A 25,286-nucleotide genomic window follows, 5' to 3' on the forward strand; every position below is an offset into this window, starting at 1 on the left:
TTAGGATAAAATATGATTGTAAGAAAAATATTAGGTATTTAAACATTAAAATAATTAATAAGATGGAGGATAATATGAAGAATATTTTAAGTGTAGAAAAAATAGAAAAGTATTATGGAAATAAAGAAAATGTAACGAAAGCAATAGATAATATAAGCTTTAAAGTTGAAAAAGGAGAATTTGTTGGAATAATGGGACCATCAGGTAGCGGTAAAACAACACTTCTTAATTGTATTTCAACAATAGATACTGTAACTACAGGAAATATTGTAATTAATGATAAAGATATTACAAAGCTAAAATCAAAACAATTAGAAAAATTTAGAAGAGATGAACTAGGGTTTATATTTCAAGATTTTAATCTTTTAGATACATTAACTGCGTATGAAAATATAGCATTAGCACTAACTATACAAGGTAGAAGTCATAATAAAATTGATGAGCTTATAAAAGATATTGCAAGAAATCTTGGGATTACAGAAGTGCTAAGCAAATATCCATATCAAATGTCAGGTGGACAAAAACAAAGAGTTGCTTCTGCAAGGGCAATTGTGACAAACCCATCATTAATATTAGCAGATGAGCCAACAGGAGCGTTAGATTCTAAATCATCAAGATTACTTTTAGATTCATTTGAAACTCTTAATAATGAGTTAAAAGCCACTATATTAATGGTTACTCATGATGCATTTACAGCAAGTTATGCACATAGAATTTTATTCATTAAAGATGGAAAGATATTCAATGAACTTGTAAGGGGAGGAGATTCTAGAAAGGAATTTTTCAATAGAATTATAGAAGTAGTTACTCTTTTAGGAGGTGATGCAGGAGATGTATTCTAAAATAGCATTTAACAACGTGAAAAAGAGTATAAAGGATTATGCAATATATTTTTTAACATTAACATTTGCAGTTTGTATTTTTTATAGCTTTAATTCCATAGAATCACAAAAAGCAATATTCGAAATTAACAATAGTCAGTCAGAAATAATAAGTGGGTTAAGTATAATTATAGGAAGAGTTTCAATTTTTGTATCAGTTATTCTTGGAAGTTTAATAATATATGCAAATAATTTTTTGATTAAAAAGCGTAAAAAAGAACTTGGAATTTATATGACATTAGGAATGGGAAAAAATAAAATTTCTAAAATATTACTTTGCGAAACTTTAATTATTGGAATAATATCATTAGTAGCAGGACTTGTTTTAGGAATGATTTTTTCACAAGGATTATCAGTATTTACTGCTAAATTATTTGATGTTGGAATGAAAGAATATAAATTTATAATATCATCTGAAGCTATTTTTAAAAGCACTATTTATTTTGGAATAATGTTTTTATTAGTTATGATTTTTAATACTTTTGTTGTATCAAAATATAAGTTAATTGATATGTTAACAGCTTCAAAAAAAAGTGAAAAGATAAAGCTTGAAAATCCAATTATAAACATTATAATATTTATTTTATCAATAATAACTTTATCGCTAGCATATTACTTAGTAATCAAGGCAGGATTAAAACCTGAAGATAGTAAGTTTCTTATGTCTTTAGTATTAGGAATTTTAGGAACATTATTATTCTTTATAAGCTTAGGTGGATTTAGCATATATTTAGTGCAAAAGAATAAAAAGACTTATTTTAAAGAACTTAATATATTTGTTTTAAGGCAAATAGCTAGTAAGATTAATACTAATTTCGTATCTATGACATTAATTTCATTAATGCTATTTTTGACAATAACAACGCTTTCAACTGGACTTAGTTTTAAAAATGCTTTAGAAAGTAGTTTGAAAGATTCAACACCATTTTCAGCATCTGCAATTATGCATCTTGATGAAAAATCTAATTCAAAGGATATAAAGGAAAATATAGAAAAATTAAATTTTAAATTCGATGAAGATGAGAAATATATCATATATACTGAATATGTTTCAAATGAGAAGCTAAAGGATATTCTTAAAAATTATATGAAAAGTCCAGAGGATATAGAGGGATTTGGAGATAACAAAATTGAATTTATTAAAATATCAGATTATAATAAAATCATGAATCTAAAGGGAGAGAAAGAGACAACTCTATCTAAAGATGAAGTTTTAATTGCATCAGGTTTTGAAAATAAAATTAAAAAAATAAGTGATTTTATTAAAAATGAAAAAACTATAATTTTAAATGGCAAGGAATATAAAATAGCAAATCGAGACTTAATTACAGATTCATTTTATACCGATTTAATTTCAGGAAATGTTTTTACAGTTATTATTCCGGATAGTTTTGAAGGCAATTTAACTCCATCAAGATCAATTTTAAATGTTAACTACGATGAAGGTAAATATGAAGAGAAATATGCTAAATTATTTTCTGATTTTATGAGTGGAAGCTATACAAGAAATGATTATACAGACTTTATATTTGGTTATACAAGAGATCAAATATATACTTCAAATAAAACAATGACAACAGTAATATTATTTGTTGCAATATACTTAGGAATAGTATTTTTAATTTCTAGTGCTGCAATATTATCATTACAACAATTATCAGAAGCAGCTGATAGCAAAGAAAGATACAGCTCACTTAAACGAATTGGAGCATCTAAAAAAATGATAAATAAAACTATATTTAAGCAAACTTTAATATACTTTATGGTTCCTCTAGCTTTAGCTATAATACACTCAATAGTAGGAATTAGAGTTATAAATGATTTTATAATGTTATTTAATAAGCCAAGTATAGGGTTATCATCATTTATTACATTGTTTACTTTAGTAACAGTTTATGGAGGCTATTTCTATGCAACATATGCAGGCTATAAAAACATAGTTAAACAAAATAAATAAAAAAATAGCGACCTAATAAGGTTGCTATTTTTTTGAAGGCAATATAATATTTAGTTTGTAAAATAAAAATATTTAGGATTTAAATAATAAATAGCAAGTTTTGGTATATAATAAACGTATTAGAAGATATGAAATAATAAAAAATAGTATAGGGGTAAAAATGTATAAAATCATTATAATTGAAGATTCAGAATCTATCAGAGAAGAGCTTAAGACATACCTAGAAAGATATGGTTATGAAGTCGAGGCTCCAGACTCTTTTGAAAATATAATTGAATATATTGATAAAAGTAATGCTAGTCTAATTTTACTTGATATTAACCTTCCGCTTTATGATGGATATTATATTTGTAGAGAAGTTAGAAAAAAATCAGATGTTCCTATAATAGTGGTTACCAGTAGAGATAGTCAAGTTGATGAACTTATGAGTATCAATTTAGGTGCTGATGATTTTATAACAAAGCCGTATAATACTGAGATATTAATTGCTAGAGTATCAGCAATATTAAAAAGAAGCTATGGGAAAAGTATTACTGATGAAGTAATTTGTTATGGAGATTTAAAGTTAAACCTTGCAAATGGAAGTATATCATATAAATCAAATACTATAGAGTTAACTAAAAATGAATTGAAAATTTTGACGTATTTAATAAAAAATAAAGGTAAAATTGTTTCTAGAGATGCGTTAATGGACACTTTATGGCAATCGGATTTATTTTTAGATGACAATACTCTATCGGTAAATGTAACTAGATTAAGAAAAAAGATTGAAGAAATAGGATTAAAGAACATTATAGAAACTAGAAGAGGATTAGGATATATAATGCCATGAATATATTAGAATATATAAAGGATAGAAGAGCTAGAATAATAATAAATATTTCTTTGTTTATTATTTTATCTATTACTTTATTCGTTGCACATGTGAATAAGTGGTATATTATATTGATATTTTCAACTTGGATAGTTCCTTTATTTATAAATATCTTTATAGAGTACTTTAAACAAAATAGCTTTTATAAAAATATGATTTCTATTTTGGAAAATTTAGATAAGAAATACCTACTTTCTGAAGTAATTGAAGAACCTGAATTTTTAGAAGGAAAAATAGTTTATGAAGTTTTAAAAGAAACAAATAAGAACATGAATGAAAATGTTAAATATTATAAAGAAAAACAAGTAGAGTATAGAGAGTACATTGAAACTTGGGTTCATGAAATAAAAACTCCAATTGCTTCCACTAAATTAATATTGGATAATAGTGAAAGTGAAATTGTATCAAAAATATCTTATGAAATAAAAAAAATAGAAGGATTTATAGAACAGGTGCTATATTATTCAAAAAGTGAAGATGTGAGTAAGGATTACATTATAAAAGAATTTAATTTATCAGATGCTGTTAAAATAGCAATAAGAAATAATTCAAGAGATTTTATAAATAAAAAAATAACTTTAGACCTTAAAGAAATAGATATAATGATATTTAGTGATATAAAATGGGTAACTTTTATCATTAATCAAATTATAGGAAATTCAATTAAGTATTCACAAAAGGGAAGAGGAAAAATAACTATATATACTAAATCTAATGAAAACAGTAATTCACTAATAATAGAAGATAATGGAGTAGGAATAAATCAAAGAGATATAGATAAAGTGTTTGAAAAAGGATTCACAGGGGAAAATGGTAGGATATATGGAAAGTCAACTGGAATTGGCTTATATTTATGTAATAGCTTATGCGAAAAATTAGACTTAGGAATTAAATTAAAATCAAAAGAAAAAGTTGGTACAAGTGTAGAAATAATTTTCCCATTAGGAAAATTCACATTATTTCAATAAATCATATAAAACATATAAAATAGAATTATTATAATTTTATAAATAAATTTTATATTATTAATATATTAACTGCAAATTCAATAAATTTTAAAGAACAATAAATAAAGTGTTGATATATAATTAATCCTAACAAGCTCTTTTCTTGCTAGGATTAATTTATTTTTATTATTTATTTTTCTTAAATAAAGTAGTTCCAATTATAGTAAGCATTGATGCAAAGCTTAATAATATAGATGAGTTTTTTCCGCCAGTATCAGGAAGCTTACCACCTTTATTATTGTTGTTATTATTATTATTATTATTATTGTTATTGTTATTTTCACCAGGGTTTATATTGGAATTTTCTTTTAATTCTTTTATTTTAGCTTCGGCTTTTACAAGTTTATCTAAGTTTGTTATTGCTGAATCATTATTTGCAATAGTAACTAATTTTCTAGCAGCTTTAATAGAAGCTTCATCATCTAAAGTTATACTTTCTAAAGCTGGGAGCTTGTCTATCGCAGAAATAGCAGCATTTTCTTTTGCTATTTGTTCCTCTTTAGCTTTTTCTTCTTTAAGTTGTGCTATTTTATTTTCAGCAGCAACTAATACATCTAAGTTAGTAACATAGGAATCATTATTGAAAGCTGAAACTAAAGCTCTAGCAGAAGCAACAAGTAATTCATAATCTAATGTTAATGAATCTAAGGATGGAATTTTATTAATTGCATCTATAATAGGTAAGGCAGCATTTTCGTTATCTAAAACTTCTTTATTAAATATTTTAGCTTCATTTTCAACAGATGCATTGTCTATTACAGTGACAGCATAGGTGTAAGTCTTATTAGGTTCAATATTTCTATCGATAAACTCTTTTCCTGATTCTATACCTTTCCTAGAAATTAAATTTTGAGGATTAGTAATATCTATTGTATCTAAATTGCCTTCTTGTCTATATATACAATAGAATTTGCTATCAGAATTATTATCATCCCAATTTAGTCTAATCGTATTATCTATAACCTCATATTTAGCATTAGTAACAGGAAGCGTTTCTAATTTATCAAGCCAAGGTTTTCCAGGAACATTAGCAGGTAAGTTTAAGTAGTCTTTTTCTAGAATATTATTAGAGTGATTCAATATATCAAACTTATCACCAGAAGTAGCAATTGATTTAGGTAGTAATTTGTCAAAAGAGAAGAATGCACTTCCTTTAACATTTTCAAATTTTTGATTAAATCTTAATTGGTTAGCTATTTCATATGGATTTTTAAAGTTATTATCCCAAGATGCATCTATATATTTATAATTAGGATGGCCAATATAAAGATGAGAGTTATTTATTCCTTCAAATTGAGAATCCCACCATTGTAGTAATTCGCCATATGGGGCAGCAGCGGTGTTAAAGGACCAATAAATTTGAGGAGTTAAATAATCAACTAAACCTTCCTTTACCCATTTTCTTGTATTAGCAAACTGATCTCTAAGGCTTGAGGTTGATCCTGTAGGTGTATTAGAGCCTTCCAGATAGTTTTCGGCATGTCCCCATATTCCAAAAGGAGAAACACCAAATTGGATAGATCTATTATTAGTTATATTTATATCAGTAACTTTATCCTTTATTGCTTTTATAAGAATATCAATATTATTTTCCCTCCATTTAGCAGCATTTTCAATATTGTATTCCCCAAAACCTCTATTGTAATCAATAAATGTCTGCTTATCTAAATCTTGAGTATAAAAGTAGATATCTTTATTATTTTCACTATATTTATATGGATAAAAATAATCATCAAAATGAATTGCATCTACATTATACTTATTAGCAACTTCTTCTACTCTTTGAACTACATAATCAATAACTTCTGGTCTACCAGGGTCTAAAAATAACTTATTTTGAAATTCGTATATTAAATGAGGATTTTTTCTTGCAAAATTGTTTTCTGCAAGTTCATTTAATTTTTCTGATACAGGTCTTTTATCAACAGTATTAGTAACTCTATAAGGATTAAACCAAGCATGGAACTCCATACCTCTATTATGGGTTTCGGAAATCAACCATTCTAGAGGATCAAAACCATTAAATCCTGGATCTTTTCCTTGTAGAGTATAGTTATTGCCGCCTTTATGAAGATATTGAGACCATGGTGCTATATCTGATGGATACCAAGCATCAAGCATTGGACTTACTTGAAAAGTAACGGCATTTAAGTTTAATTCTTCAAATCTATCAAGAATTGATGAAAGATCATTTTTGAATTCTTCTTCGGCAGAAAGGTTTGGATTACTAGTAACATCAGAAATATCAATATTTACAACAGTTGATAACCAAGCTGTTCTAAATTGTTCTTTGGGATTAATAAATTTATAAGGAATAGTTACTTGAGGCCCATTATTATACATGTATACAGGTTTAGTTTCATCATAAGTTACCTCCATTGTATTAAAATCATAGGATTTAAAATTGAATAATGGTGATTCATTTGTTATTGCCAATGAATTTTGCCAAGTTATTGCTTGGCTGGATATACTAGCAAGTAAAAATAATGTCAAAGCTTTTTTCTTAATCATAATACCCCTCCTAAATGAATTTAGATAATTTTAGAACTAAATAAAATTAAATTAAAAAGTATATTAAATGGAAACATTTACAAGTTAATATTATTGTAACCTACAAGATCTAATATTTCAAGATGCAATTTCAAAAAATGAAATAATTTTTCAATAAGCAAGTATTAATTTAGATAAGAGCTTGGAAATTAATGAATAGATAGCAGTAAAATGAAATTATTATAAATATTGAATAAATATGGAATGAAAATGAATAATATATTGTTAAAATTTAGTGTGAAATGTATAATTAATTATATAATTATAATTAATTAAATGAAGTACATTTTAGGTTTATGTTTAGATTTAAGGGGATAGCATGAAAACGTTAGAAAAAGAGATCAAAGACTTAGAAGCGATAAAGAGAAATAATGACACCATGAATAAGGCTTACTCAAGTGCTGTGAATGCTTTGGAAAAAGTAGATGATGGATTAAAAAGTATAGAGAAAGTACAAACATATCATTTAAAAGCATTAATTAATATGAATAAAGTAATTATAGACGATGCAATGGAAAATCTAGAGAGAGAATTGATAATCAACAATGGAAATAAGATATGTTTAGGACAAGTATATGCAGAATTGACAAAAATGTTTTTAGCTAAAAATGATATGAATGGATATGAATTACATTTAATGCTAGCAGAAAAGACATTAATATCAGAAAAAAAGAACGAATCCTTAGTAGATTTATATATTAATCTGGCAAATAAATTTACTAGAAATGAAAAAAAGAGCGAAGGAATAAATTTATTAAAGAAGGCTTTATATATATTAGAGAATAGTAAGGAGGATTGGGTAGCTGAACAGTACCTTAAAATAGGGGCGATATTTTCTATTGAATTAAACGATAATGAACTGGGATTAGAATTATATAATAAAGGATATAAATTAGCAAAAAAATATAATTTAAAGGATATTCAAGTATTATTAATGTATTATATAGCTTTTGTATATAGCTATATTGGAAAAAGAAGAGATGCAATAGAGTTATTTAATAAAATTATAAAGAATAATACAAAGAGCTTGTCTTTATTTCATATTACAACAGTTTATATGGAATTATCTACGTTATATATAGATTTAAATTTAAATATGTATAAAATAAATTCTATGATACATTTAATTGAAGAAAATATAAAACAAATGCAAATTAGAATTAGGGAACAATTTGAAGCTAATTTAATTCTTATTAAATGTAGATACTATATAAAGATAAATGAAAAACCCAATTATATATTAGATGAATTAGATAAAGCTAAAGCTATTTATGAAAAATATTTAGATTCATTTAGATTTAGTAATTTTGATTTATATATAGAAATGCTATATGGTGATATATATTATAAGTTAAATGAATATGAAAGGGCATTATATCATTATAATAATTTAATAAACCTTTCTAGAAAATATGGGTATAGATTTATTGATAAAATCTATGAAAGATTATCTAAAACATATGAAAGAGGTGGTAACTATAAATTAGCTATGGAATATTTAGAAAAAGCTAATTCTATAATGATTTCATATGATAATAGTAAATATAGAGATAAGTATGCAGAGTTATATAAAAATCTTGAAGTACTACAAGAGTCAGAAAAAACTAAAAGTGAATTTTTTGCGAGTATTTCTCATGAATTCAAGACTCCTATAAATGTAATATACTCGTCAGTGCAACTATTAAATTTATATAAAAATAAAGATGACAGGGAGTTCATGGGATATTATTTAAAATACAAAAATAACATAAAGCAAAATTGTTTAAGAAGCTTTAAACTTATAGATAATATTATAGATGCAAGTAGAATAAATAAAGGTAATTATGAAGCTAATTTTAATAATATAAATATAGTTGAGTTAGTAGAGAAAATTACTAATTCAATAACTCCATATGTAGAAATAAAAAATATTATGGTAATATTTGATACAAATATAGAAGAACTTATAATAAAATGTGATGTATATATGGTTGAAAGAATAATTTTAAACTTATTATCAAATGCAATAAAATTTACTCCTAAAAACGGTAAGATTATAGTTAGTGTTAATGATAAAGAAAATGAAGTTGAAATACGGGTAAGAGATACAGGCATAGGAATACCAAAAGAGATGAAAGATAAAATTTTCAATAAGTTTACTCAAGTTGATAAATCATTGAATAGAAGTAAAGAAGGAAGCGGAATAGGATTATCTCTAGTAAAATCATTAGTAGACCTATTGAATGGAAAAATATATTTAAATACTGAGTATAAAAATGGAAGTGAATTTGTATTAAATTTACCTAAAGATAAGATTGTTGAAGGAGAGTGGAGTGATTATAAAAAAGAAGTGTATAAACTAAATGTTGAAAAAATATCAGTGGAATTATCTGATATTTATGATTTATATAGTTAGTTGAGGTAGTAGACATGAAGGAATTTTTTTCAGAATTAATAAATGAAGTAGATCATGGATATTTAAATATATTAGGAAATAAAAACTTACATGAAACTAAGGCCAGAATACAAAAATACATAGAAAATGAAAAAAAATATGAAAATATACAATATGCTAAAGGTATTTATTACTATTTAGAAAAGAACAAAAATAAGGCAGTTAGATTTTTTAAAAGAGCTATAAATAGCAATAAAATAAATGATTCACATGAGAGAGGAAAAATATATTTATATATGACTAAATGTTATTCAGAGCTTGATGAAAAATATCTTCAAAAGAAGTATTTCAACTTAGCAGAAAAGGTTTTTCTAGAGGAAAAGTCATATTATTATTTAGTTCAGCTATATTTATCAGCTATGTATATAGAAGCATTAAAAAAAAGAGAAAGCCAATATATAGAAAAATATTTAAAGAAAACTAGAGAAATGGTATCTTTATTAAAAGGGGAAGAAACATTTAATATTTATGTTTGTCTTGGAGAAGTATATTTTTCTATTAAAGAGTATAATTCAGCAAAAGAGATGTTTATACAAGCTATAGAATATGCAAAGCTCAACAATAAGTATGATGAAATAGCATTTGGAATTTGTTATTTGAAGGATATTTTTACCATTGATAATAGATTAGGTGAAGCTAAGGAAATGATTATTAAAACAATAGAAGAATATAAAGATAATCTAAGTATGATGACAAAATTAATTTTAGTTATTGAGATATTAGAAATATATTTAAGTGAAAAAAAACTAGGTAAAGATATAGAAAATCTAATTAAATATCTTGATAAAAATGTACAAAAATTAGATAAATGCAAACAACAGCAATTTAAAATAAGAATAAACATACAGATATGTAGAAAAATAGCACTTGAATTGGTTGAGGGAATCTCTGGAAGTGAAAAGGTGGAAATAATTAAAGATTTAATTAGTGAATGTGAAGAAAACTATAATAAATATAATAAGGATTTTAAATTTACTGATATAGATTATTGGATAGAAATAATAAGAGGATATATTTGTGTATTAGAGGAAAATTACCAAAAAGCTTTAGAGTATTATAATGGTGCATTAAAAATATCTTATAGGTTTAACATTAAATACACTTTAAGAAGTTATCATGGAATTAAAGCAACTTATAAAAAAAGTGGTGATTATGAAAAAGCGTTAATGATAACAAAGAGAATGAATTCAATTTTAAAGGATATTAATCTAGAAAATGAAAAAAAGGTTACTAAAATAAATGATAGATATAATGAATTAAAATATTATGATAAAATAAAAGAACAGTTTTTTTCAAGACTATCATATGATTTAAAAGATCCTATAAACTCAATTTATTCAAGTGTGCAACTAATAGATACAATGAGAAGTATAGGAAGTAGTGAATTAAAGGAGTACTACTTAAAATATGAAAATGTAATAATTAAAAATTGTTTGAAGGTTTTAAAAACTATAAATAATTTAATTGATGCTGTAAAAATAGATGCAAATGAATTAAAAGTAGATTTTAAAAATTTTAATATTGTATACTTAATTGAAGATATAATATCAAGGTCTGTTAAATATGCAAATATTAAAAATCAAAACTTAATATTTGATACAGAAATAGAGGAGTTAATTATAAAGTGTGATCCCAATTTAATTGAGAAAATAATACTTAGTATTCTTTCTAATATATTAATGGTGTCATTCGAAAAATCTGAGATATTAATAAGTGTTTTAGAAAGAAAACACTATATAAACATAGTGTTTAAATATAGAGGAAATGGTTTTAATAATTCTATATTTAATGTTTTTAATAATGATACAAAAAGTTGTCCTTTCAATACTTATGCTAAAGATTTATCAATAGCTAAATCTTTATTAGAACTTCAAAATGGTAAAGTATATGTTAATAATAAATGTGATGATGGGAATGAAGTGGTAATATTACTTCCAAAGTTAAAGTTTCAATATTTAAATAAAAAGACTATTATGGATACTTATGATATAAATGATATAAATGTTGCAATGGAATTTTGTGATTTAATATCATAGCATATTGAATGAACAATAAAAAAGGCTATAGAAAATTATATGGTTATGTAATATAAGTATACAAATTGTATCTATAGCTTTTATTTTATTTATTCTTTGAAATAGAGAGCAATTTTTTGTAAGTATTATCAATTAAAGTTGCTCCAAGAGGAGCAGTAATAATTATTGAAAGAACAGCTACAGTTAATATTATTTCTCCAGAAGCTAATCCCATTGACAAGGGCAATGCTCCAATAGCAGCTTGAACTGTTGCCTTTGGCATATATCCTATAGCGGAAAATAATCTTTCTTTAAAATTCATTTCAGTCTTTATTAAAGATAATAATACGCCAAAGATTCTAAATACTAATGCTCCTAAAATTAAAATAATAGTAATAATTCCGGAATTCATTACGTACTTAATGTCTACACTAGCCCCAACTAAAACAAAGAGAAATACTTCGGCGCCAACCCAAAGTTTTGAATATTTATTAGATATACGTCTGGCAAGTTTTGAATAAATCTTAAGTATAGTTGCACCAAGGCTCATAACAGCTATTAATCCAGATATAGGAATGAATCCTTTTAATAAATCTTCAACTGTAATAAATAAAAAAGATACACTTAAAATTATAAGAATTTTAATAGAATCTCTTATATGAATTTTTTTAAATAAATATACTAGAATAATACCAGTTAAAATTCCTAATATGATTCCAATTATAATAGATATAGGTATTTCTATTATGGAGCTTATTGAAAAGTTTGATCCAGTAGTTGCAATGCTTGTAAATGAAGTAAATAGCACAATAACAAAAATATCATCGACAGAAGCTCCAGCTAATATTAATTGAGGAATACTTTTATTAGTACCGTAACCTTCTTCCATAAGCTTAAGCATTCTAGGAACTATAACAGCTGGGGATACAGCAGCTATGACTGTTCCAAGTATTGCAGAATCTAATATAGGTAAATTTAAAAATTTTGGACCGAGAATAATAAAACCTAATATCTCAAGGGTTGCAGGTATAAAACACATTAAAATTGCTGGTCTTCCAACTTTTTTTAAATCTTTTATATCCAATGCAAGGCCTGCACGAGTTAAAATTATTACAAGTGCTATTTGTCTAAGTTCAGATGATATGCCTATAATACTAGAATCTAATAAGTTAAGCATGTAAGGGCCTAAGATAATGCCTGTTAATATCATACCTACAAGGCTTGGAAGCTTTAGTTTAGTAAAAATAGAGCCAATAAATAGACCTAATAAAATAATAAGTGCTATGCTTGTTAACATAAAATCCTCCTTTATTTCTTATTAAAAAAAGCCAATGAGCTCTGCAAAAAACTTGCAGAAGTCATTAGCTTACCAAGCGGTTTAGACATAAGTCAAGGGAGAACTTCATTCCCTTAAAGTCTTTTAAATAATACCATATAAGTATTTACAAATCAATAAAAATATTGAATTGATATAATAGTTGTCATGAATTAAAAGAAAATTTAGTAAAGAGGTACATAAAGATGAAGTAGATAATGAAAGAGTGGTTATATAGTTTTTTGAATTAAATAAGTTTTACTTATGATTAAGAAAAAACATGTAGGGGCAATAATTATTGATAGGCATAAAATATAATAGAAAGATTTTAGGAGTTGAAGGAATGATAAGCTATAGTGATAATATGACATATAATGATATAAGTAATAACAACTCTATTAAAATATATAATATTAATTCATTAGAAATAAAAGCATCTAGTAATGTGTTTCATCTAGATGAGGAAATACAATTAGTAGCATTGAAAGAATCCATATTTGGAATAAAAGAAATAAGAAATGTTTATTGGGAAATTGACTATACAGGAAAAGAGATTACGCTTTCAAATAATATAATAAAAATAAGTAAGCTATTGAGAAAGAAAAATTCACTTAAAGTAACCTGTGTAGATAAAATTACAGGAGAAAGAGCTTGTAGAGAATTTTCTATTATTTTAAATGAAGTTGAAGGTACATTAATACATTTTATAAAAAATGATGGTGATTATTTTGGGAATGGATATAAATGGGATTTGTGGAGCTTTTCAAATGATGGGGTTTCATATGCTGTTGAGCTACAAAATAAAAGCGACTTTGGTAGATGTACATTTGTAAGGGAAGAAAATATAATTGCAAGAAGAAAAGCTTGGGGAGATAACTGGGGAAATGATTGGTCTGAGCAAACTGCAACGTTTGAAATACCAAAAGGAGTTAAAAATTGCTATATAGTTTATGGCGAAAATAATCTTATAACAAATTTAGAAGATGTAATTGAATATATGAAGCCTAGAATTGAAATTGCAATAATGGATAAGAAAGATAGTATTACAGCTTTTTTATCTAAAACACCTTTAGATGGAACTAAATTTTATATTTACATTAATGGTATTAAAGAAGAACATTGTGAGTACGAAATTGATAAATTATCTAAAAAGGTTGATTTCAAAAATTTAAATGTAAAAGTATCTCCAAGTGATTTAGTAGAAATAAGGGCTAGCAATACATTTTTACCTTGTAAAGTAACTATGAGGAATTTTTTAGATAGTTATTATTATGATGGACCTGATATGGGAGTTGTATATGATAAAGAAAATATATACTTGAGAATTTGGGCTCCTACGGCATTTAAGATAGATTTATGTTTATATGAAAATTGGTATGATATTAATGGAAATGAAAAAAGAGTATATCAGATGAAAAGAGAGGAAAAAAGCGGAACTCATTATACTAAGATTAGTAGAAAGAAAAATGAATGTGTATTTTATCTATATAAACTATATTTTAAAGATATAGATCGAAATGGATTAGAGTATATAAAAATAAATTATGCAGTAGATCCATATGCAGTATCGGTGGGAGTAAATGGAGAAAAGGGATTTCTAATAGATATAAATAATGTTAAATCAATGCCATTTGGATGGTTGTGTGATGAAAGGCCACAGCTTTTAAGAAAAGAAGATTCTATAATTTATGAAATACATGTAAGGGACTTTACTATAAGTGATGATAGCGGAATAGATAAAAATATCAGGGGTAAATATTTAGGATTGGCTCAAGAGGGGACTTGTTATGAATATAAGAAAAGAAAAATTACTGTAAAAACAGGAATTGATCATTTAAAAGAGCTCGGGATAACCCATGTACACTTACTGCCTGTATTTGATTTTGGTTCAGTGGATGAAAGAAAATCTAACAAAAAGGGTAATAGAAACTGGGGATATGACCCTAAGAACTACAATGCCCCGGAAGGTAGCTATTCAAGTGATCCATATAATCCAATTTCAAGAATAATCGAGCTTAGAGAAATGATTAAAATTCTTCATAAAAATGATATAAGGGTAGTTATGGATGTAGTATATAATCATATGCAAGAAACAAGAAGTTTAGATAATATAGTTCCAGCATATTATTTTCGAACTAATTTTAGAGGCAGATTTACAAATGGGTCAGGATGTGGAAATGAAATAGCAACTGAAAGACCTATGGTTAGAAGGTTTATAATTGATTCAATAAAACATTGGCTTAAAGATTATAATATAGATGGATTAAGATTTGACCTTATGGAATTAATAGATATAGATACTATGAAGGAAATTGTAAAAGTAAGTAAAGAAATAGATGAGAGTATATTAATTTATGGAGAGCCGTGGAAGGGTGGTGAATCACCTCTTACAAATGGAACTTATAAAGGAAGTCAAAGAAATGAAGATTTTTCTATATTTAACGATACCTTTAGAGATTTTATAAGAGGAAATAATAGTCCATCACATGGATTTGTCAATGGAAATCAACATGATGGAGCCACAGCATGGAGCATAATAGAGGGATTAAAAGGATCTATAAATACATTGACATATAATTCAAGGGAAAGTATAAATTATGTAGATGCACATGATAATTATACCCTTTGGGATCAAATTGAAAAAAGCTTAACACCTGATATTGAAGAAAAGGAGTATAGGAAAATAAAAGAAGAAAATATATTTGATAATCATTTAGTGAGAAGAAATATATTAGCACTTGCAATAGTTTTAACAGCACAAGGAATACCATTTATACAAGGTGGAGCTGAAATATTAAGAACAAAAAATGGTGATCATAACAGTTATAAGAGCCCTGATAACATAAATGCAATATTTTGGAGATATAAAGCAAAATATATTGAAGTATTTAATTATATAAAGGGTTTAATAGAAATCAGGAAGAATTTTGAAGCCTTTAGGATAGATAAAAGAGAAGAGTTAAACAATCTTGAAATTAGTTTTTTAAATGGTGAAGAAAATGTTGGAGTAATTAAATGGCATTTTAAAAATTTAAATATTATAGAAGAGAATATTAATGATTTAATTGTAGTATATAATGGAACTTCAATAGACGATTATGATATAAATCAATATATGCCAGTTTCAAAAAATGGAAAATGGAATATAATTGCTGATTTTAATAAAGCAGGAGTAGAAGTAATAAAGACAGTTAAAACATCAGAGGTTCCTAAAATGAAGTCATACTCAATTATAATATTATATTCATAATAAATTTATATAAGGGAAATAGATAATATAAATTATAATAAGAGCTAATTACATTTAGCTCTTATTATATGTTTAATTATATTGCTATTCACTTATTTTCCTTAAATACTTAATGATTTCTAATAATAAATTTTTACTAAATAATCATAATATATAATTAAATAAATTAATATTATCAAATTTCAATCTATAATAATTAACAAAAATTATAATGTGAAATTGTTACTGGTCTTAATGATTCTATTTATTGGAAGTAGCGCTATAATGATTAGGACTACAATTAAATTTCCTCCAACGACTAACCCATTAGCAACTAAGGAATAAATCATAGGAGACCAGCCTTCAGGAGCAAATTGTCCAAAGAATAAAAAGCCTGATATAAAGTGAAATATAAATCTAACAAACATACCTACGAAGGTACCTAAGAGCTTTTTATTTTTAAAATATCCAGCAAGTCCTACAGCCATAAATGGAAGAGGATAATCAAAAAGAACTTGAATTGGATGGAGTATATAAGGACTTATGATTAAATAGATAACGCCAAATAAAAATCCAGTAAGCATACCTATTTCAGGGCCGTACATAAAAGCAATAATTAAAATAGGAACCATACTTCCTAAGTTTATACTTCCAGCACCATTAGGCAAGTCCACAATCTTTATAAGGTGAAGTATTGTAGCTAGAGCTAAAGCAATACCTATTCTAGACATAATTTTAGCATCTAGATTAATTTTCTTAAATTTAATAAGTGCTAATATTAAAATTACTACTCCTATAAGAGTAGCTAAAGAAAGTGGGTTTTTAAAAATTTCAGTAAAACCTTCTTTTAATGTGTTAATAAAATTATCCATAAAAAATACCTCCTAAAAGTTGCTAGGAGGTATACTTATAGCTTTGATATAATCATTTCTACAAAAGTACATCGTGACTTTCCTACGCTGGTATTATCCAGATCAGGTAAAGAGGGTTAATGAATTATCATTTCTCAGCCATAAGGCACCCCTAGCACTTAAATTATTTAATTATAAGTAAAGTTTACATAAATTTGTATTAAAAGTCAATATTTAATTATTATAATATTTTATTTATAAATGAATCTTTTAAGAGAATTTCTATAAATAGACTTTAAAGAAATAATTTTGTAATAATTAACTATTTATTTAAAATATAAAACGATGTAGTATAATAAATGAGTTTAATATAATACATTGAAACTAAATATATTTTCTTATACGGAGGAAGAAGATGATAAAACTAAAAAGACAAGAATAATAGGTATTTTCCTTATAGTGATACTTATTGTTTTAGGAAGGACTGGAGCTTATCTTGTAAAAGTTAACAAGGAAAAAAGTTTAAATATATAAATAGAAGAAGTAAATAAAAGTTTTAGTTCTTTGAAAATTCCTAATATGAATAGTGATGAAGAAGAATTTTATAACAAATTAAAAGATAGTTTTAATAAATCTATAGGTGATAAAAATTTAAGTGATGCTAATAATGTTTTAAATAAGATAAATGATTTAAAGTCTTCAGTAGAAAAGAGAGTTAAAGAAGAAGAGAAAAATGCTGAAGAAGAAAAAATAAAAAAAGAAAAAGGCTGCAAAGGATGTCTATGAGATGGACTTATGCACACCAACTGGATTATATAGTTTAACAGAAGCTTTTGGAGCAGCACAAAACCCAGAAAGTGGGGTTCCATATAGAGTTTTGGATGGATCAGAATATTGGATAGATGATGTTAATTCTCCGTATTATAATACAATGCAATTTGGAGAACCAAATGGAAGATGGAACTCAGCTGAGTATTTAATAGAGTATAGTAATTCATATAAATATGCTTTAGTAATTGATTATAATAGATACCCTGTTGTAATTGGTAAAAGTTAAGCTATATTTCTACATGTAGATGTTGGAGTTCCTACTTGGCGATGTGTAGCAGTTGAGGAAAGTAAGATGAAGGAAATCTTACAATGGATAAAGCAAGGAGATAATCCTAAAATAATGCTGTCTTTAAGCTATAATGAGCTTTATAGTTATTAATTAATAAATTATGCATATTATTTAAATTGAAAGTTATACATTATATTTATAATTAGTGTATAGCTTTTTTATTTTAAAGTTATAGGTTAAATAGAAATTATTTATAATTATTTTATATGAAAAATATGGTATATATATTATGAAAGGAGAAAAATAGGGATTTTATAAGAAATATTAAACTATTAGAAAAAAAGGGGATTAGTATGAGAATTTATTTTGAAAAATTATCGAGGGACAAATTATTAAAGTTTATTATTACAATCATAACTTCTGTAGTGATATTTAATACTAGTAGTATTATTACAAAAGCAAATACAGATATAAAATTTCCAACAGGAACTTGGCAAGGAATAGTTGATGGAAAGCATGGGGAAGGTGGATTATTTTATAGGATAAAGTTTAAATCTAATGGAAAGGTATTAGTAATAAAACAATTTGGAGATGGAGAAATAAAGGAAGAAAAGATATGGGAAAATAAGAATAATAATATAATAATAAAGAGTAAAGCAAGTGATGTAATAAAAGAATTAGATAATGGAAATTTAAAGATATTAGATGAGAAGTCTATAGAGTATAATAATGGTTTTTATAATACAATATTTAAAGAGCATAAAGGAACTTTATCAATAATACATTGGATTTCAGCATTAATTGGACTAATAACATTAAATGAACTATTTAGAAGAAAAAAGTTGGCTGCTATAGGATTTTTCTTTGTGTTACCAATAATAATGATTCCATTATGGTCAAGTAATGGAGTTACATATTGGTTTAAATGGATTAAGGTTTATTCAGCAGTTGCTGGAAGTGTTTGGTTTATATTTGTTAGATTTACTAAAATAGGGGTCAAGAAATGGAGTAAAATGATAGTTGCTTTAATATTATCTGCAAATATTATTGAGGCGGTAGTACAAGATTTTTCTATGGGCAATTTACCTAATATATTAAATGGTATTGCTGGAGTTTTATCAATAGTAACTTTATTTTATGGATGGAAAGAAATTAGGCCAGATAATTCAAAAGAAAAAGATATGATTTGGGAAAAGATGCCGCTCCTTTGGATAATAGCATATGATGTTTGGAATTGGACTTTTGTATATTTAAACTTTCCAGGATCAGCGTCACTTCAATTTATAGTTATATTATCTTCTACAATTCCAGCTATATTTATTAAAAAAGGGACCTGGCTTCAAGCAAGGGCATTTACTCTTGCAGCTTGGTTTATGTATTATTTTACATTTCCAAGGTTTACAGAATCGGTTGAGCTTTTGGTCCCAAGGAATAGTATATTTATGATTGGAATATCGTTACTTAGTATTATATTAAATTTAGCTTATGCTATTGTTTATATAAAGAGATATAAAAGTGAAACAAAAATAAGAATAAAAGAGATTAGTACTGATAATTAACTTAAATTTCTTAAAAAGATAATAAAAAGATATAAGGTAATAAAATAAAAAGAGATAGACTTTTCCTACAATTATCAAGATTATTTATTCTTATATAAGCATGAGAATTGTTGATTAAAAACTATATAAATAAATGGCTAGCAAAATATAAACTTGATATTTACTAACCATTTATTTTTTATAGTTAATTTAACTAACCATATCGATAAATTCTTCTTTTTCTTGGAGATGCAAGATAATTATATGCAGCAGTCCAGTAAGGAAGTAGGTCTGGCTTATATTCTAAAACATCTTTTAAAAATTTATCAAATAAATGAAGCTTAACTAATATTTTTATTATGTCTTTAGGGTATGGTGTTACTTTAGTATATGGCTTTCTAGGATCTATAACCATAATTTTACCTTTTGAGTTTATAAATATATGAGCATTTCTTATGTTAATTCTTTTAAACTTAAGTCTTTTCAAATCCTCGATTAAATCTATTATTTCTATAGATAAATTATAAGGTAAGCCATGTTTTGAGATATATTCAAAAAGGTTTTCTCCACCTACATATTCTCTTACTAATATGTTACTTACTCTTAATATAGGATTAGGAAAGAAAGGACTATCTAAAGTTTTTCTAAGTATTTCTTCTTCACTTTTAGCCGCTTTGGCATTTTTAAATGTTTTAAGGGCAAAGCCTTCAGGTGTTAAGTAAACTGAACCTTCTGCTCCAGAACCTAACAATTTACAATTTTGAATCTCTAATAAGTAATTCATAAAACCACACTTTATTAATTGCTTTTAAATATTATATGCCAATAAAAATAATATGATATTAAATCATGTAAAAGTTGCTGGATTGAAATTATATTAAGATTTTAAAATATAATTTAATATATATAAGTATAGGATTTCTAAGTATATAGGAATAAAATTAGTTTATAGGATACTTAATAGTAAATTTAAATTTATATTGAGATATTATTAAAAAGAAGGACATAAAAAATGGATGAATTTGTTTTATTTAAAGATTGTAGTAAAAATAAGGAGTATAGAAAAAGTTTTATTAATTTAGCAGCTGATACATTTGGATTAAATTTTGAAATGTGGTTTGAGGAAGGGTATTGCAATGAAAACTATATTTCATATTCATATATTTACAATGAAAAAGTAATATCAAATGTTTCTATAAATAAATTTACAATAATTCAAGATGGCAAAATAAGAAAAGTAATTCAATTAGGTACTGTTATGACAGATATTAATTATAGAAATAAAGGACTAATAAGAAGACTTATGAATGAAGTTTTTAAAGATTATGAAGATAAAATAGATTATATATATTTATTTGCTAATAAATCTGTTTTGGACTTTTATCCTAAGTTTGGGTTTAATAGAAAAAATGAAACTGAATATAAAATAAGCATGAATGATATAAGAAATAAAAATTATAAGAAGGTTAATTATAAAAATATTGGCTATAAAAGCATTGCAAGTATAAGAAGATTAAATCTATCTTTAATGAATGACAAATTAATTATAGAAAGACTATGTAAAGATAGGTATGCCGTATCAAATAAACTTGGAGTAATAAATGATGAATGGCCCTTAAAGGTTTATTGCAGCTATATTTTTAATGACAATCTTTATTATTTTCAAGATTATGATATTGTAGCTATTTTAGAGAGAAAAAATGATGAGGTTATTATAAATGATATTATAAGTAAAAATCCTATCGATTTTGACAATATACTACTTAGGCTCATAGAAAGTGATGATAAGATTATTAAGATTAATTTTATACCAGAATCTAAAAAGTTTAAAGTTATTACTAGAGAAATTATAGATGACGATAATATTTTATTTATAAAAAACTGCAAGGGGAAGGCTAGAGATGAAGAAATGCTTTTTCCTGTAACTTCACATACTTAATAAAATATACTATATTAAGCTATAAATATTTTAAGTGAGGAATAAATGGATACAAATATAACTTATAATACTAATAATAAAGTAGATATTGGTTTCTATTTTAATAATAGAAAAAAATTATCAATCGGCTTTTTAATAACTGGACATGGTACCTTTGCTTCTGGGTTATATAGTGCTATTAAGTGTTTAAATGGTGATTACGATAATGTTGAAGTTGTTGATTTTATTCCAAGTGACAGCATAAATGATTATGATAAGAAGTTGAATAAATCATTATTAGATCTAAGTATATATAAGAAAATTATAGTATTGTGCGATTTATTTGCAGGAACACCATTTAACAGAGTAATGATTAATTTGGTTAATAATCAAGAAAAGTATTGTGTTTTTGGAGGAGTAAATTTACCTATTACAATGGAGGCAATAATGGCAGGTGAAACATTTACTGATATTGATGTATTGATTAGGTATATAAAAGATATATTTAAAGATACATTAATTGATGGAACTGAAAAGCTAGAAGAGTATCTAGATAGTCATTGTTGAATAATTTTTCAATTCATATTAAGAGGAGACTATACATTAAATTGTAATAATCTCTTCTTTTATGAATTAATTTATTATGCTATAATCAATTTTATAGAAAGTAAGGAAAATTTATGAATAATATAAAAAGAATTGTTTATTAAGAAATAATATTATAGAAAATTAATATATAAGATTAAAAACTAGCAAAGATCATTTATACTGTTAGGTATTTAAAATGTGTTTTAATATAACTATGTATTCAGGATAATAATTTATGAAGTACAAATTATTATTAGTTAGTAATAATAAGAAAAATAATTAAAAGCATAATATATATAATTAGCAATAAAATAATTGAAAAATAGTATCTTCGAACATAAGAATCTTTTTTATATGAAGAAGATATTATGATTAAAGAATTAATAACTATAATAGATAGGAATTTTATATGAGCATTATTTGTTTTAGGAAAATATAAAGGAAGATGGATTTGAGGTAGTTTTCAGACTTAAAATTATAAAAGATAGAGTAAATGAAGATTTTAGTTTTTTATAACATAATATTATATTTTAGAATAATTCTAATTATAAGTAGAATAATTATTAAACTGTCAGAAATATGTATAACATATTAAGGAGGAAAAAATGCCTTTTATAGAATCAAAAGTAACTGTGAAATTAAGTGCAGAAAAAAAAGAATTATTAAAAGCTAAATTAGGAAATATAATTACAAAAATTCCTGGTAAAAGCGAAAGCTATCTTATGATAGGATTTCAAGATGAATATTCTTTATATTTTAGAGGTGAAGAATTAAGATATGGAGCATTCATTGAGGTGAAAATATTCGGTAAAACTTCAAAAAATGATTTGGAAGAAGTAACTAAGGAAATTTGCGACTTATATGAAAAGGAATTAAATATTCCTAAAGATGCCATATATATTAAATATGAAGAAGTAGAGAATTGGGGGTTTAATGGTTTTAACTTTTAAGCGATTAGTAATATTAATTATAAAAATGTAATTAATTTCCTAATATTAATTCGTTTAGGAGGTGGTTAAAATGGAGTGGAAGATTAGAAAATTTGAAGATTTAAGTACTAAAGAGCTGTATAATATACTTGCTTTAAGAAATAAAGTTTTTGTAATAGAACAAGAATGTATTTATCAAGATTGCGATAATAAAGATTTAGCAGCATATCATTTATTCTGTACTGATGATAATAGTATAGTGGCATATTTAAGAATACTTGAAAAGGACGTTTCTTATGATGAAATATCTATTGGACGTGTTGTAGTAGATGAAAAATATAGAGGTAGAGATTTAGGAAGAAAAGCTATGAAAAAGGCTATAGAATTTATAAATAATACTTATGGTGAAAGTCCAATTAGAATATCTGCACAAGTTTACATAAAGGATTTTTATAGAAGTTTGGGATTTATAGAAGTTTCTAACGCATATTTAGAAGATGATATTCCTCATATAGAAATGTTAAGAGATATTAAATAAAAAGAAAATTTCTTATGAATACAGTAAAATTCATAAGAAATTTTCTTTTTATTTAAATTATTATTTTCTGTGTTTATAAATTTAAATTAATATTATAAATAAAAAGGTGTCTAAATTGTTTCTAATAATTTAAACACCTTTTGTTCTATGCAGCTAATTGTTTTTCTTTTAAAATTATATTGATTCTTTTAAAGTAAGTAATTCCAAGTGGAACGGCAGCAGCAAACCAAGCAGCGGGATCAGCTAAAGCAATTCCAGTAAATCCAATTATGCTTGGCAATGTAAAGGCAACAACTGTTCTAGCTACCATTTCTGCAACTCCAGCCATCATAGGTACAAAACTATCCCCAATTCCTTGAAGAGTATTTCTATATATAAAAATTAATCCTAAAGGTATATAGAATATGGAAACTGTATTTAAGTAATGTCTTGCATATTCTATTACTTCTAAATCACTTCCATCCATAAATAGCTTTGTAAAAGCACCACCAAATAAAATTACTACAATTGTTGATATTATACTTACAATAATACTAATAATTGTGCATTTTTTAACTCCTTCTTTAATACGATCTATTCTTCCTGCACCAAGGTTTTGTCCAGAATAAGTAGCCATAGCAACACCAAATGTAACAGCAGGTTGCATAACTAGTTGTTGGACTTTAGAAGCAGCAGTATATGAAGCTATTATTTTAGACCCGAAATTATTTAAAGCACCTTGAAGAACCATAGCTCCAGCAGCTGTTATTGAAAATTGAAGTGCCATTGGGATACCAATTCTTAATTGACTTTTAACAAAGATTTTTCTTACTTTCCAATGACTCATTTTTAGTCTCAATATAGGGAATCTTTTAATTATATATATTGCACATAATATAGCAGATATAGATTGAGAAATAATAGTTGCATAAGCAGCACCAGCTACTCCCATTGAAAAATTAACAATAAATACAATATCTAAAATTATATTTAGTATTGAAGCTATAATTAGGAAGTATAGTGGAGTTTTACTATCACCTAAAGCTCTTAAAATGCTTGAAAACATATTATAAAAGATTATTGCTATATTACCAGCATAAATTACTATTATATATGCTAAGGAATCATCCATTATATCGGCAGGTGTATTCATAATCTCAAGTAATGGTTTAGCAGAAGCAACACTAATTATAGTAACTATTATAGTCATAATAGCAGATAAAACTAAAGAACTAGCATAAGCTTTTTTTACACCTTCTTCATCATTAGCACCAAATTTTTGTGAAACTAAAACAGCAAAACCACTAGTTAGTCCAATAACAAAGCCATTAACTAAAAAAGCCATAGCGCCAGTAGATCCAACTGCGGCTAATGCCTTAACACCAAGAAAGCGACCAACTATTATAGTATCAGCCATACTATAAAACTGTTGAAATATATTACCTATAAGTAAAGGAATAGAAAATGTTAAAATTAGTTTTACAGGATTTCCTGTTGTCATATCTTTTGTCATAAATAAGCCCCCTTTATATAAACCTATAAAAATTAAACATATTTTATTAATTTCAAAATTGTACAAACATTTTCAATAATAACATTATAAAAAAATATTATCAACTTTAT

19 protein-coding genes and 2 riboswitches are annotated in these 25,286 nt (G+C 25.4%); of the genes, 14 read left to right on the forward strand and 5 right to left on the reverse strand.

Translation table 11 applies throughout. From position 1 onward, the window contains the following. The first annotated feature begins 74 nt into the window (after window positions 1-74). The 4 genes from J2Z25_RS02185 (at window position 75) to J2Z25_RS02200 (ending at window position 4,680) form a co-directional block, all read left to right on the forward strand. On the forward strand, window positions 75-842 hold the full coding sequence (locus tag J2Z25_RS02185; RefSeq protein WP_209737975.1) for an ABC transporter ATP-binding protein: 768 nt from the start codon (window positions 75-77) through the stop codon (window positions 840-842). Continuing rightward, window positions 832-2,838 carry an ABC transporter permease gene (locus tag J2Z25_RS02190; protein WP_209737977.1) on the forward strand — a complete coding sequence of 669 codons (2,007 nt, stop codon included), beginning with the start codon at window positions 832-834 and terminating at the stop codon, window positions 2,836-2,838. Before J2Z25_RS02185 ends, J2Z25_RS02190 begins: the two co-directional genes overlap by 11 nt. Before the next feature lie 160 nt (window positions 2,839-2,998). Then, window positions 2,999-3,670, forward strand: coding sequence for a response regulator transcription factor (locus J2Z25_RS02195; protein WP_209737979.1), 672 nt, complete (start codon window positions 2,999-3,001; stop codon window positions 3,668-3,670). Next, a complete protein-coding gene (locus tag J2Z25_RS02200; RefSeq protein ID WP_209737981.1) occupies window positions 3,667-4,680 on the forward strand; it encodes a sensor histidine kinase in 1,014 nt (337 codons plus the stop codon). Before J2Z25_RS02195 ends, J2Z25_RS02200 begins: the two co-directional genes overlap by 4 nt. Window positions 4,681-4,845: 165 nt before the next feature. Here J2Z25_RS02200 and J2Z25_RS02205 read toward each other — a convergent pair whose 3' ends face one another. After that, the gene (locus J2Z25_RS02205) at window positions 4,846-7,230 is read right to left on the reverse strand and encodes a family 10 glycosylhydrolase (RefSeq protein ID WP_209737983.1); all 2,385 of its coding nucleotides are present in this window, start codon (window positions 7,228-7,230) and stop codon (window positions 4,846-4,848) included. Between the two features lie 358 nt (window positions 7,231-7,588). Here J2Z25_RS02205 and J2Z25_RS02210 point away from each other — a divergent pair, with 358 nt between their 5' ends. Both J2Z25_RS02210 and J2Z25_RS02215 read left to right on the forward strand, forming a co-directional pair. Further along, a complete protein-coding gene (locus tag J2Z25_RS02210) occupies window positions 7,589-9,664 on the forward strand; it encodes a tetratricopeptide repeat-containing sensor histidine kinase (protein WP_209737985.1) in 2,076 nt (691 codons plus the stop codon). A 14-nt stretch (window positions 9,665-9,678) separates the two neighbouring features. Beyond that, complete coding sequence (locus J2Z25_RS02215; RefSeq protein ID WP_209737987.1) at window positions 9,679-11,739, forward strand: ATP-binding protein; 2,061 nt, start codon at window positions 9,679-9,681, stop codon at window positions 11,737-11,739. An 85-nt stretch (window positions 11,740-11,824) separates the two neighbouring features. On the opposite strand, the gene J2Z25_RS02220 is transcribed toward J2Z25_RS02215, so the two are convergent. Next, window positions 11,825-13,015 carry a cation:proton antiporter domain-containing protein gene (locus tag J2Z25_RS02220; RefSeq protein ID WP_209737989.1) on the reverse strand — a complete coding sequence of 397 codons (1,191 nt, stop codon included), beginning with the start codon at window positions 13,013-13,015 and terminating at the stop codon, window positions 11,825-11,827. A gap of 48 nt (window positions 13,016-13,063) precedes the next feature. Continuing rightward, window positions 13,064-13,137, reverse strand: a riboswitch (Fluoride riboswitch). Between the two features lie 194 nt (window positions 13,138-13,331). On the opposite strand from J2Z25_RS02220, the gene pulA reads away from it, so the two are divergent. Continuing rightward, complete coding sequence (gene pulA, locus J2Z25_RS02225) at window positions 13,332-16,283, forward strand: type I pullulanase (RefSeq protein ID WP_245173029.1); 2,952 nt, start codon at window positions 13,332-13,334, stop codon at window positions 16,281-16,283. Between the two features lie 206 nt (window positions 16,284-16,489). Here pulA and thiT read toward each other — a convergent pair whose 3' ends face one another. Continuing rightward, on the reverse strand, window positions 16,490-17,134 hold the full coding sequence (gene thiT / locus J2Z25_RS02230; RefSeq protein WP_008678504.1) for an energy-coupled thiamine transporter ThiT: 645 nt from the start codon (window positions 17,132-17,134) through the stop codon (window positions 16,490-16,492). 62 nt (window positions 17,135-17,196) lie between these two features. Further along, window positions 17,197-17,297, reverse strand: a riboswitch (TPP riboswitch). A gap of 395 nt (window positions 17,298-17,692) precedes the next feature. Here thiT and J2Z25_RS02235 point away from each other — a divergent pair. The 3 genes from J2Z25_RS02235 (at window position 17,693) to J2Z25_RS02245 (ending at window position 19,732) form a co-directional block, all read left to right on the forward strand. Further along, window positions 17,693-17,899 (forward strand): hypothetical protein, encoded by a 207-nt coding sequence (locus tag J2Z25_RS02235; RefSeq protein ID WP_209737991.1) that lies wholly within the window; start codon window positions 17,693-17,695, stop codon window positions 17,897-17,899. Between the two features lies 1 nt (window position 17,900). Next, window positions 17,901-18,170: a hypothetical protein gene (locus J2Z25_RS02240; RefSeq protein WP_209737993.1), complete on the forward strand. Its 270-nt coding sequence runs from the start codon at window positions 17,901-17,903 to the stop codon at window positions 18,168-18,170. A gap of 356 nt (window positions 18,171-18,526) precedes the next feature. Then, entirely contained in the window at window positions 18,527-19,732 is a 1,206-nt protein-coding gene (locus J2Z25_RS02245; RefSeq protein WP_209737995.1) for a DUF5692 family protein, read from the forward strand. A 193-nt stretch (window positions 19,733-19,925) separates the two neighbouring features. On the opposite strand, the gene J2Z25_RS02250 is transcribed toward J2Z25_RS02245, so the two are convergent. After that, window positions 19,926-20,495: a protein kinase family protein gene (locus tag J2Z25_RS02250; protein WP_008678512.1), complete on the reverse strand. Its 570-nt coding sequence runs from the start codon at window positions 20,493-20,495 to the stop codon at window positions 19,926-19,928. A gap of 228 nt (window positions 20,496-20,723) precedes the next feature. Here J2Z25_RS02250 and J2Z25_RS02255 point away from each other — a divergent pair, with 228 nt between their 5' ends. The 4 genes from J2Z25_RS02255 to J2Z25_RS02270 all read left to right on the forward strand — a co-directional run bounded on the left by J2Z25_RS02255 (window position 20,724) and on the right by J2Z25_RS02270 (window position 23,684). Continuing rightward, window positions 20,724-21,650 carry a GNAT family N-acetyltransferase gene (locus J2Z25_RS02255; protein ID WP_209737997.1) on the forward strand — a complete coding sequence of 309 codons (927 nt, stop codon included), beginning with the start codon at window positions 20,724-20,726 and terminating at the stop codon, window positions 21,648-21,650. A gap of 45 nt (window positions 21,651-21,695) precedes the next feature. Beyond that, entirely contained in the window at window positions 21,696-22,196 is a 501-nt protein-coding gene (locus J2Z25_RS02260; protein WP_008678516.1) for a PTS sugar transporter subunit IIA, read from the forward strand. A gap of 626 nt (window positions 22,197-22,822) precedes the next feature. Then, on the forward strand, window positions 22,823-23,167 hold the full coding sequence (locus J2Z25_RS02265; RefSeq protein WP_209737999.1) for a phenylpyruvate tautomerase MIF-related protein: 345 nt from the start codon (window positions 22,823-22,825) through the stop codon (window positions 23,165-23,167). A 70-nt stretch (window positions 23,168-23,237) separates the two neighbouring features. After that, window positions 23,238-23,684 (forward strand): GNAT family N-acetyltransferase, encoded by a 447-nt coding sequence (locus J2Z25_RS02270; RefSeq protein WP_097032790.1) that lies wholly within the window; start codon window positions 23,238-23,240, stop codon window positions 23,682-23,684. Between the two features lie 145 nt (window positions 23,685-23,829). On the opposite strand, the gene J2Z25_RS02275 is transcribed toward J2Z25_RS02270, so the two are convergent. After that, window positions 23,830-25,176, reverse strand: a complete 1,347-nt coding sequence (locus J2Z25_RS02275) for an MATE family efflux transporter (protein ID WP_209738001.1) — start codon at window positions 25,174-25,176, stop codon at window positions 23,830-23,832. Window positions 25,177-25,286: the final 110 nt, after the last annotated feature.

Source organism: Clostridium tertium (assembly GCF_017873245.1).
Classification (GTDB): domain Bacteria; phylum Bacillota; class Clostridia; order Clostridiales; family Clostridiaceae; genus Clostridium; species Clostridium tertium.

Bases quoted from the DNA above. Each gene is read 5' to 3' on its own strand.
- J2Z25_RS02270 (WP_097032790.1), top strand. From the start codon at position 23,238: ATGGAGTGGAAGATTAGAAAATTTGAAGATTTAAGTACTAAAGAGCTG.
- J2Z25_RS02240 (WP_209737993.1), top strand. From the start codon at position 17,901: ATGGACTTATGCACACCAACTGGATTATATAGTTTAACAGAAGCTTTT.
- J2Z25_RS02185 (WP_209737975.1), top strand. From the start codon at position 75: ATGAAGAATATTTTAAGTGTAGAAAAAATAGAAAAGTATTATGGAAAT.
- thiT (WP_008678504.1), bottom strand. From the start codon at position 17,134: ATGGATAATTTTATTAACACATTAAAAGAAGGTTTTACTGAAATTTTT.
- J2Z25_RS02220 (WP_209737989.1), bottom strand. From the start codon at position 13,015: ATGTTAACAAGCATAGCACTTATTATTTTATTAGGTCTATTTATTGGC.
- J2Z25_RS02210 (WP_209737985.1), top strand. From the start codon at position 7,589: ATGAAAACGTTAGAAAAAGAGATCAAAGACTTAGAAGCGATAAAGAGA.
- J2Z25_RS02245 (WP_209737995.1), top strand. From the start codon at position 18,527: ATGAGAATTTATTTTGAAAAATTATCGAGGGACAAATTATTAAAGTTT.
- J2Z25_RS02255 (WP_209737997.1), top strand. From the start codon at position 20,724: ATGGATGAATTTGTTTTATTTAAAGATTGTAGTAAAAATAAGGAGTAT.
- J2Z25_RS02190 (WP_209737977.1), top strand. From the start codon at position 832: ATGTATTCTAAAATAGCATTTAACAACGTGAAAAAGAGTATAAAGGAT.
- J2Z25_RS02235 (WP_209737991.1), top strand. From the start codon at position 17,693: ATGAATAGTGATGAAGAAGAATTTTATAACAAATTAAAAGATAGTTTT.
- J2Z25_RS02200 (WP_209737981.1), top strand. From the start codon at position 3,667: ATGAATATATTAGAATATATAAAGGATAGAAGAGCTAGAATAATAATA.
- J2Z25_RS02275 (WP_209738001.1), bottom strand. From the start codon at position 25,176: ATGACAAAAGATATGACAACAGGAAATCCTGTAAAACTAATTTTAACA.
- J2Z25_RS02195 (WP_209737979.1), top strand. From the start codon at position 2,999: ATGTATAAAATCATTATAATTGAAGATTCAGAATCTATCAGAGAAGAG.
- J2Z25_RS02215 (WP_209737987.1), top strand. From the start codon at position 9,679: ATGAAGGAATTTTTTTCAGAATTAATAAATGAAGTAGATCATGGATAT.
- J2Z25_RS02265 (WP_209737999.1), top strand. From the start codon at position 22,823: ATGCCTTTTATAGAATCAAAAGTAACTGTGAAATTAAGTGCAGAAAAA.
- J2Z25_RS02260 (WP_008678516.1), top strand. From the start codon at position 21,696: ATGGATACAAATATAACTTATAATACTAATAATAAAGTAGATATTGGT.
- J2Z25_RS02250 (WP_008678512.1), bottom strand. From the start codon at position 20,495: ATGAATTACTTATTAGAGATTCAAAATTGTAAATTGTTAGGTTCTGGA.
- J2Z25_RS02205 (WP_209737983.1), bottom strand. From the start codon at position 7,230: ATGATTAAGAAAAAAGCTTTGACATTATTTTTACTTGCTAGTATATCC.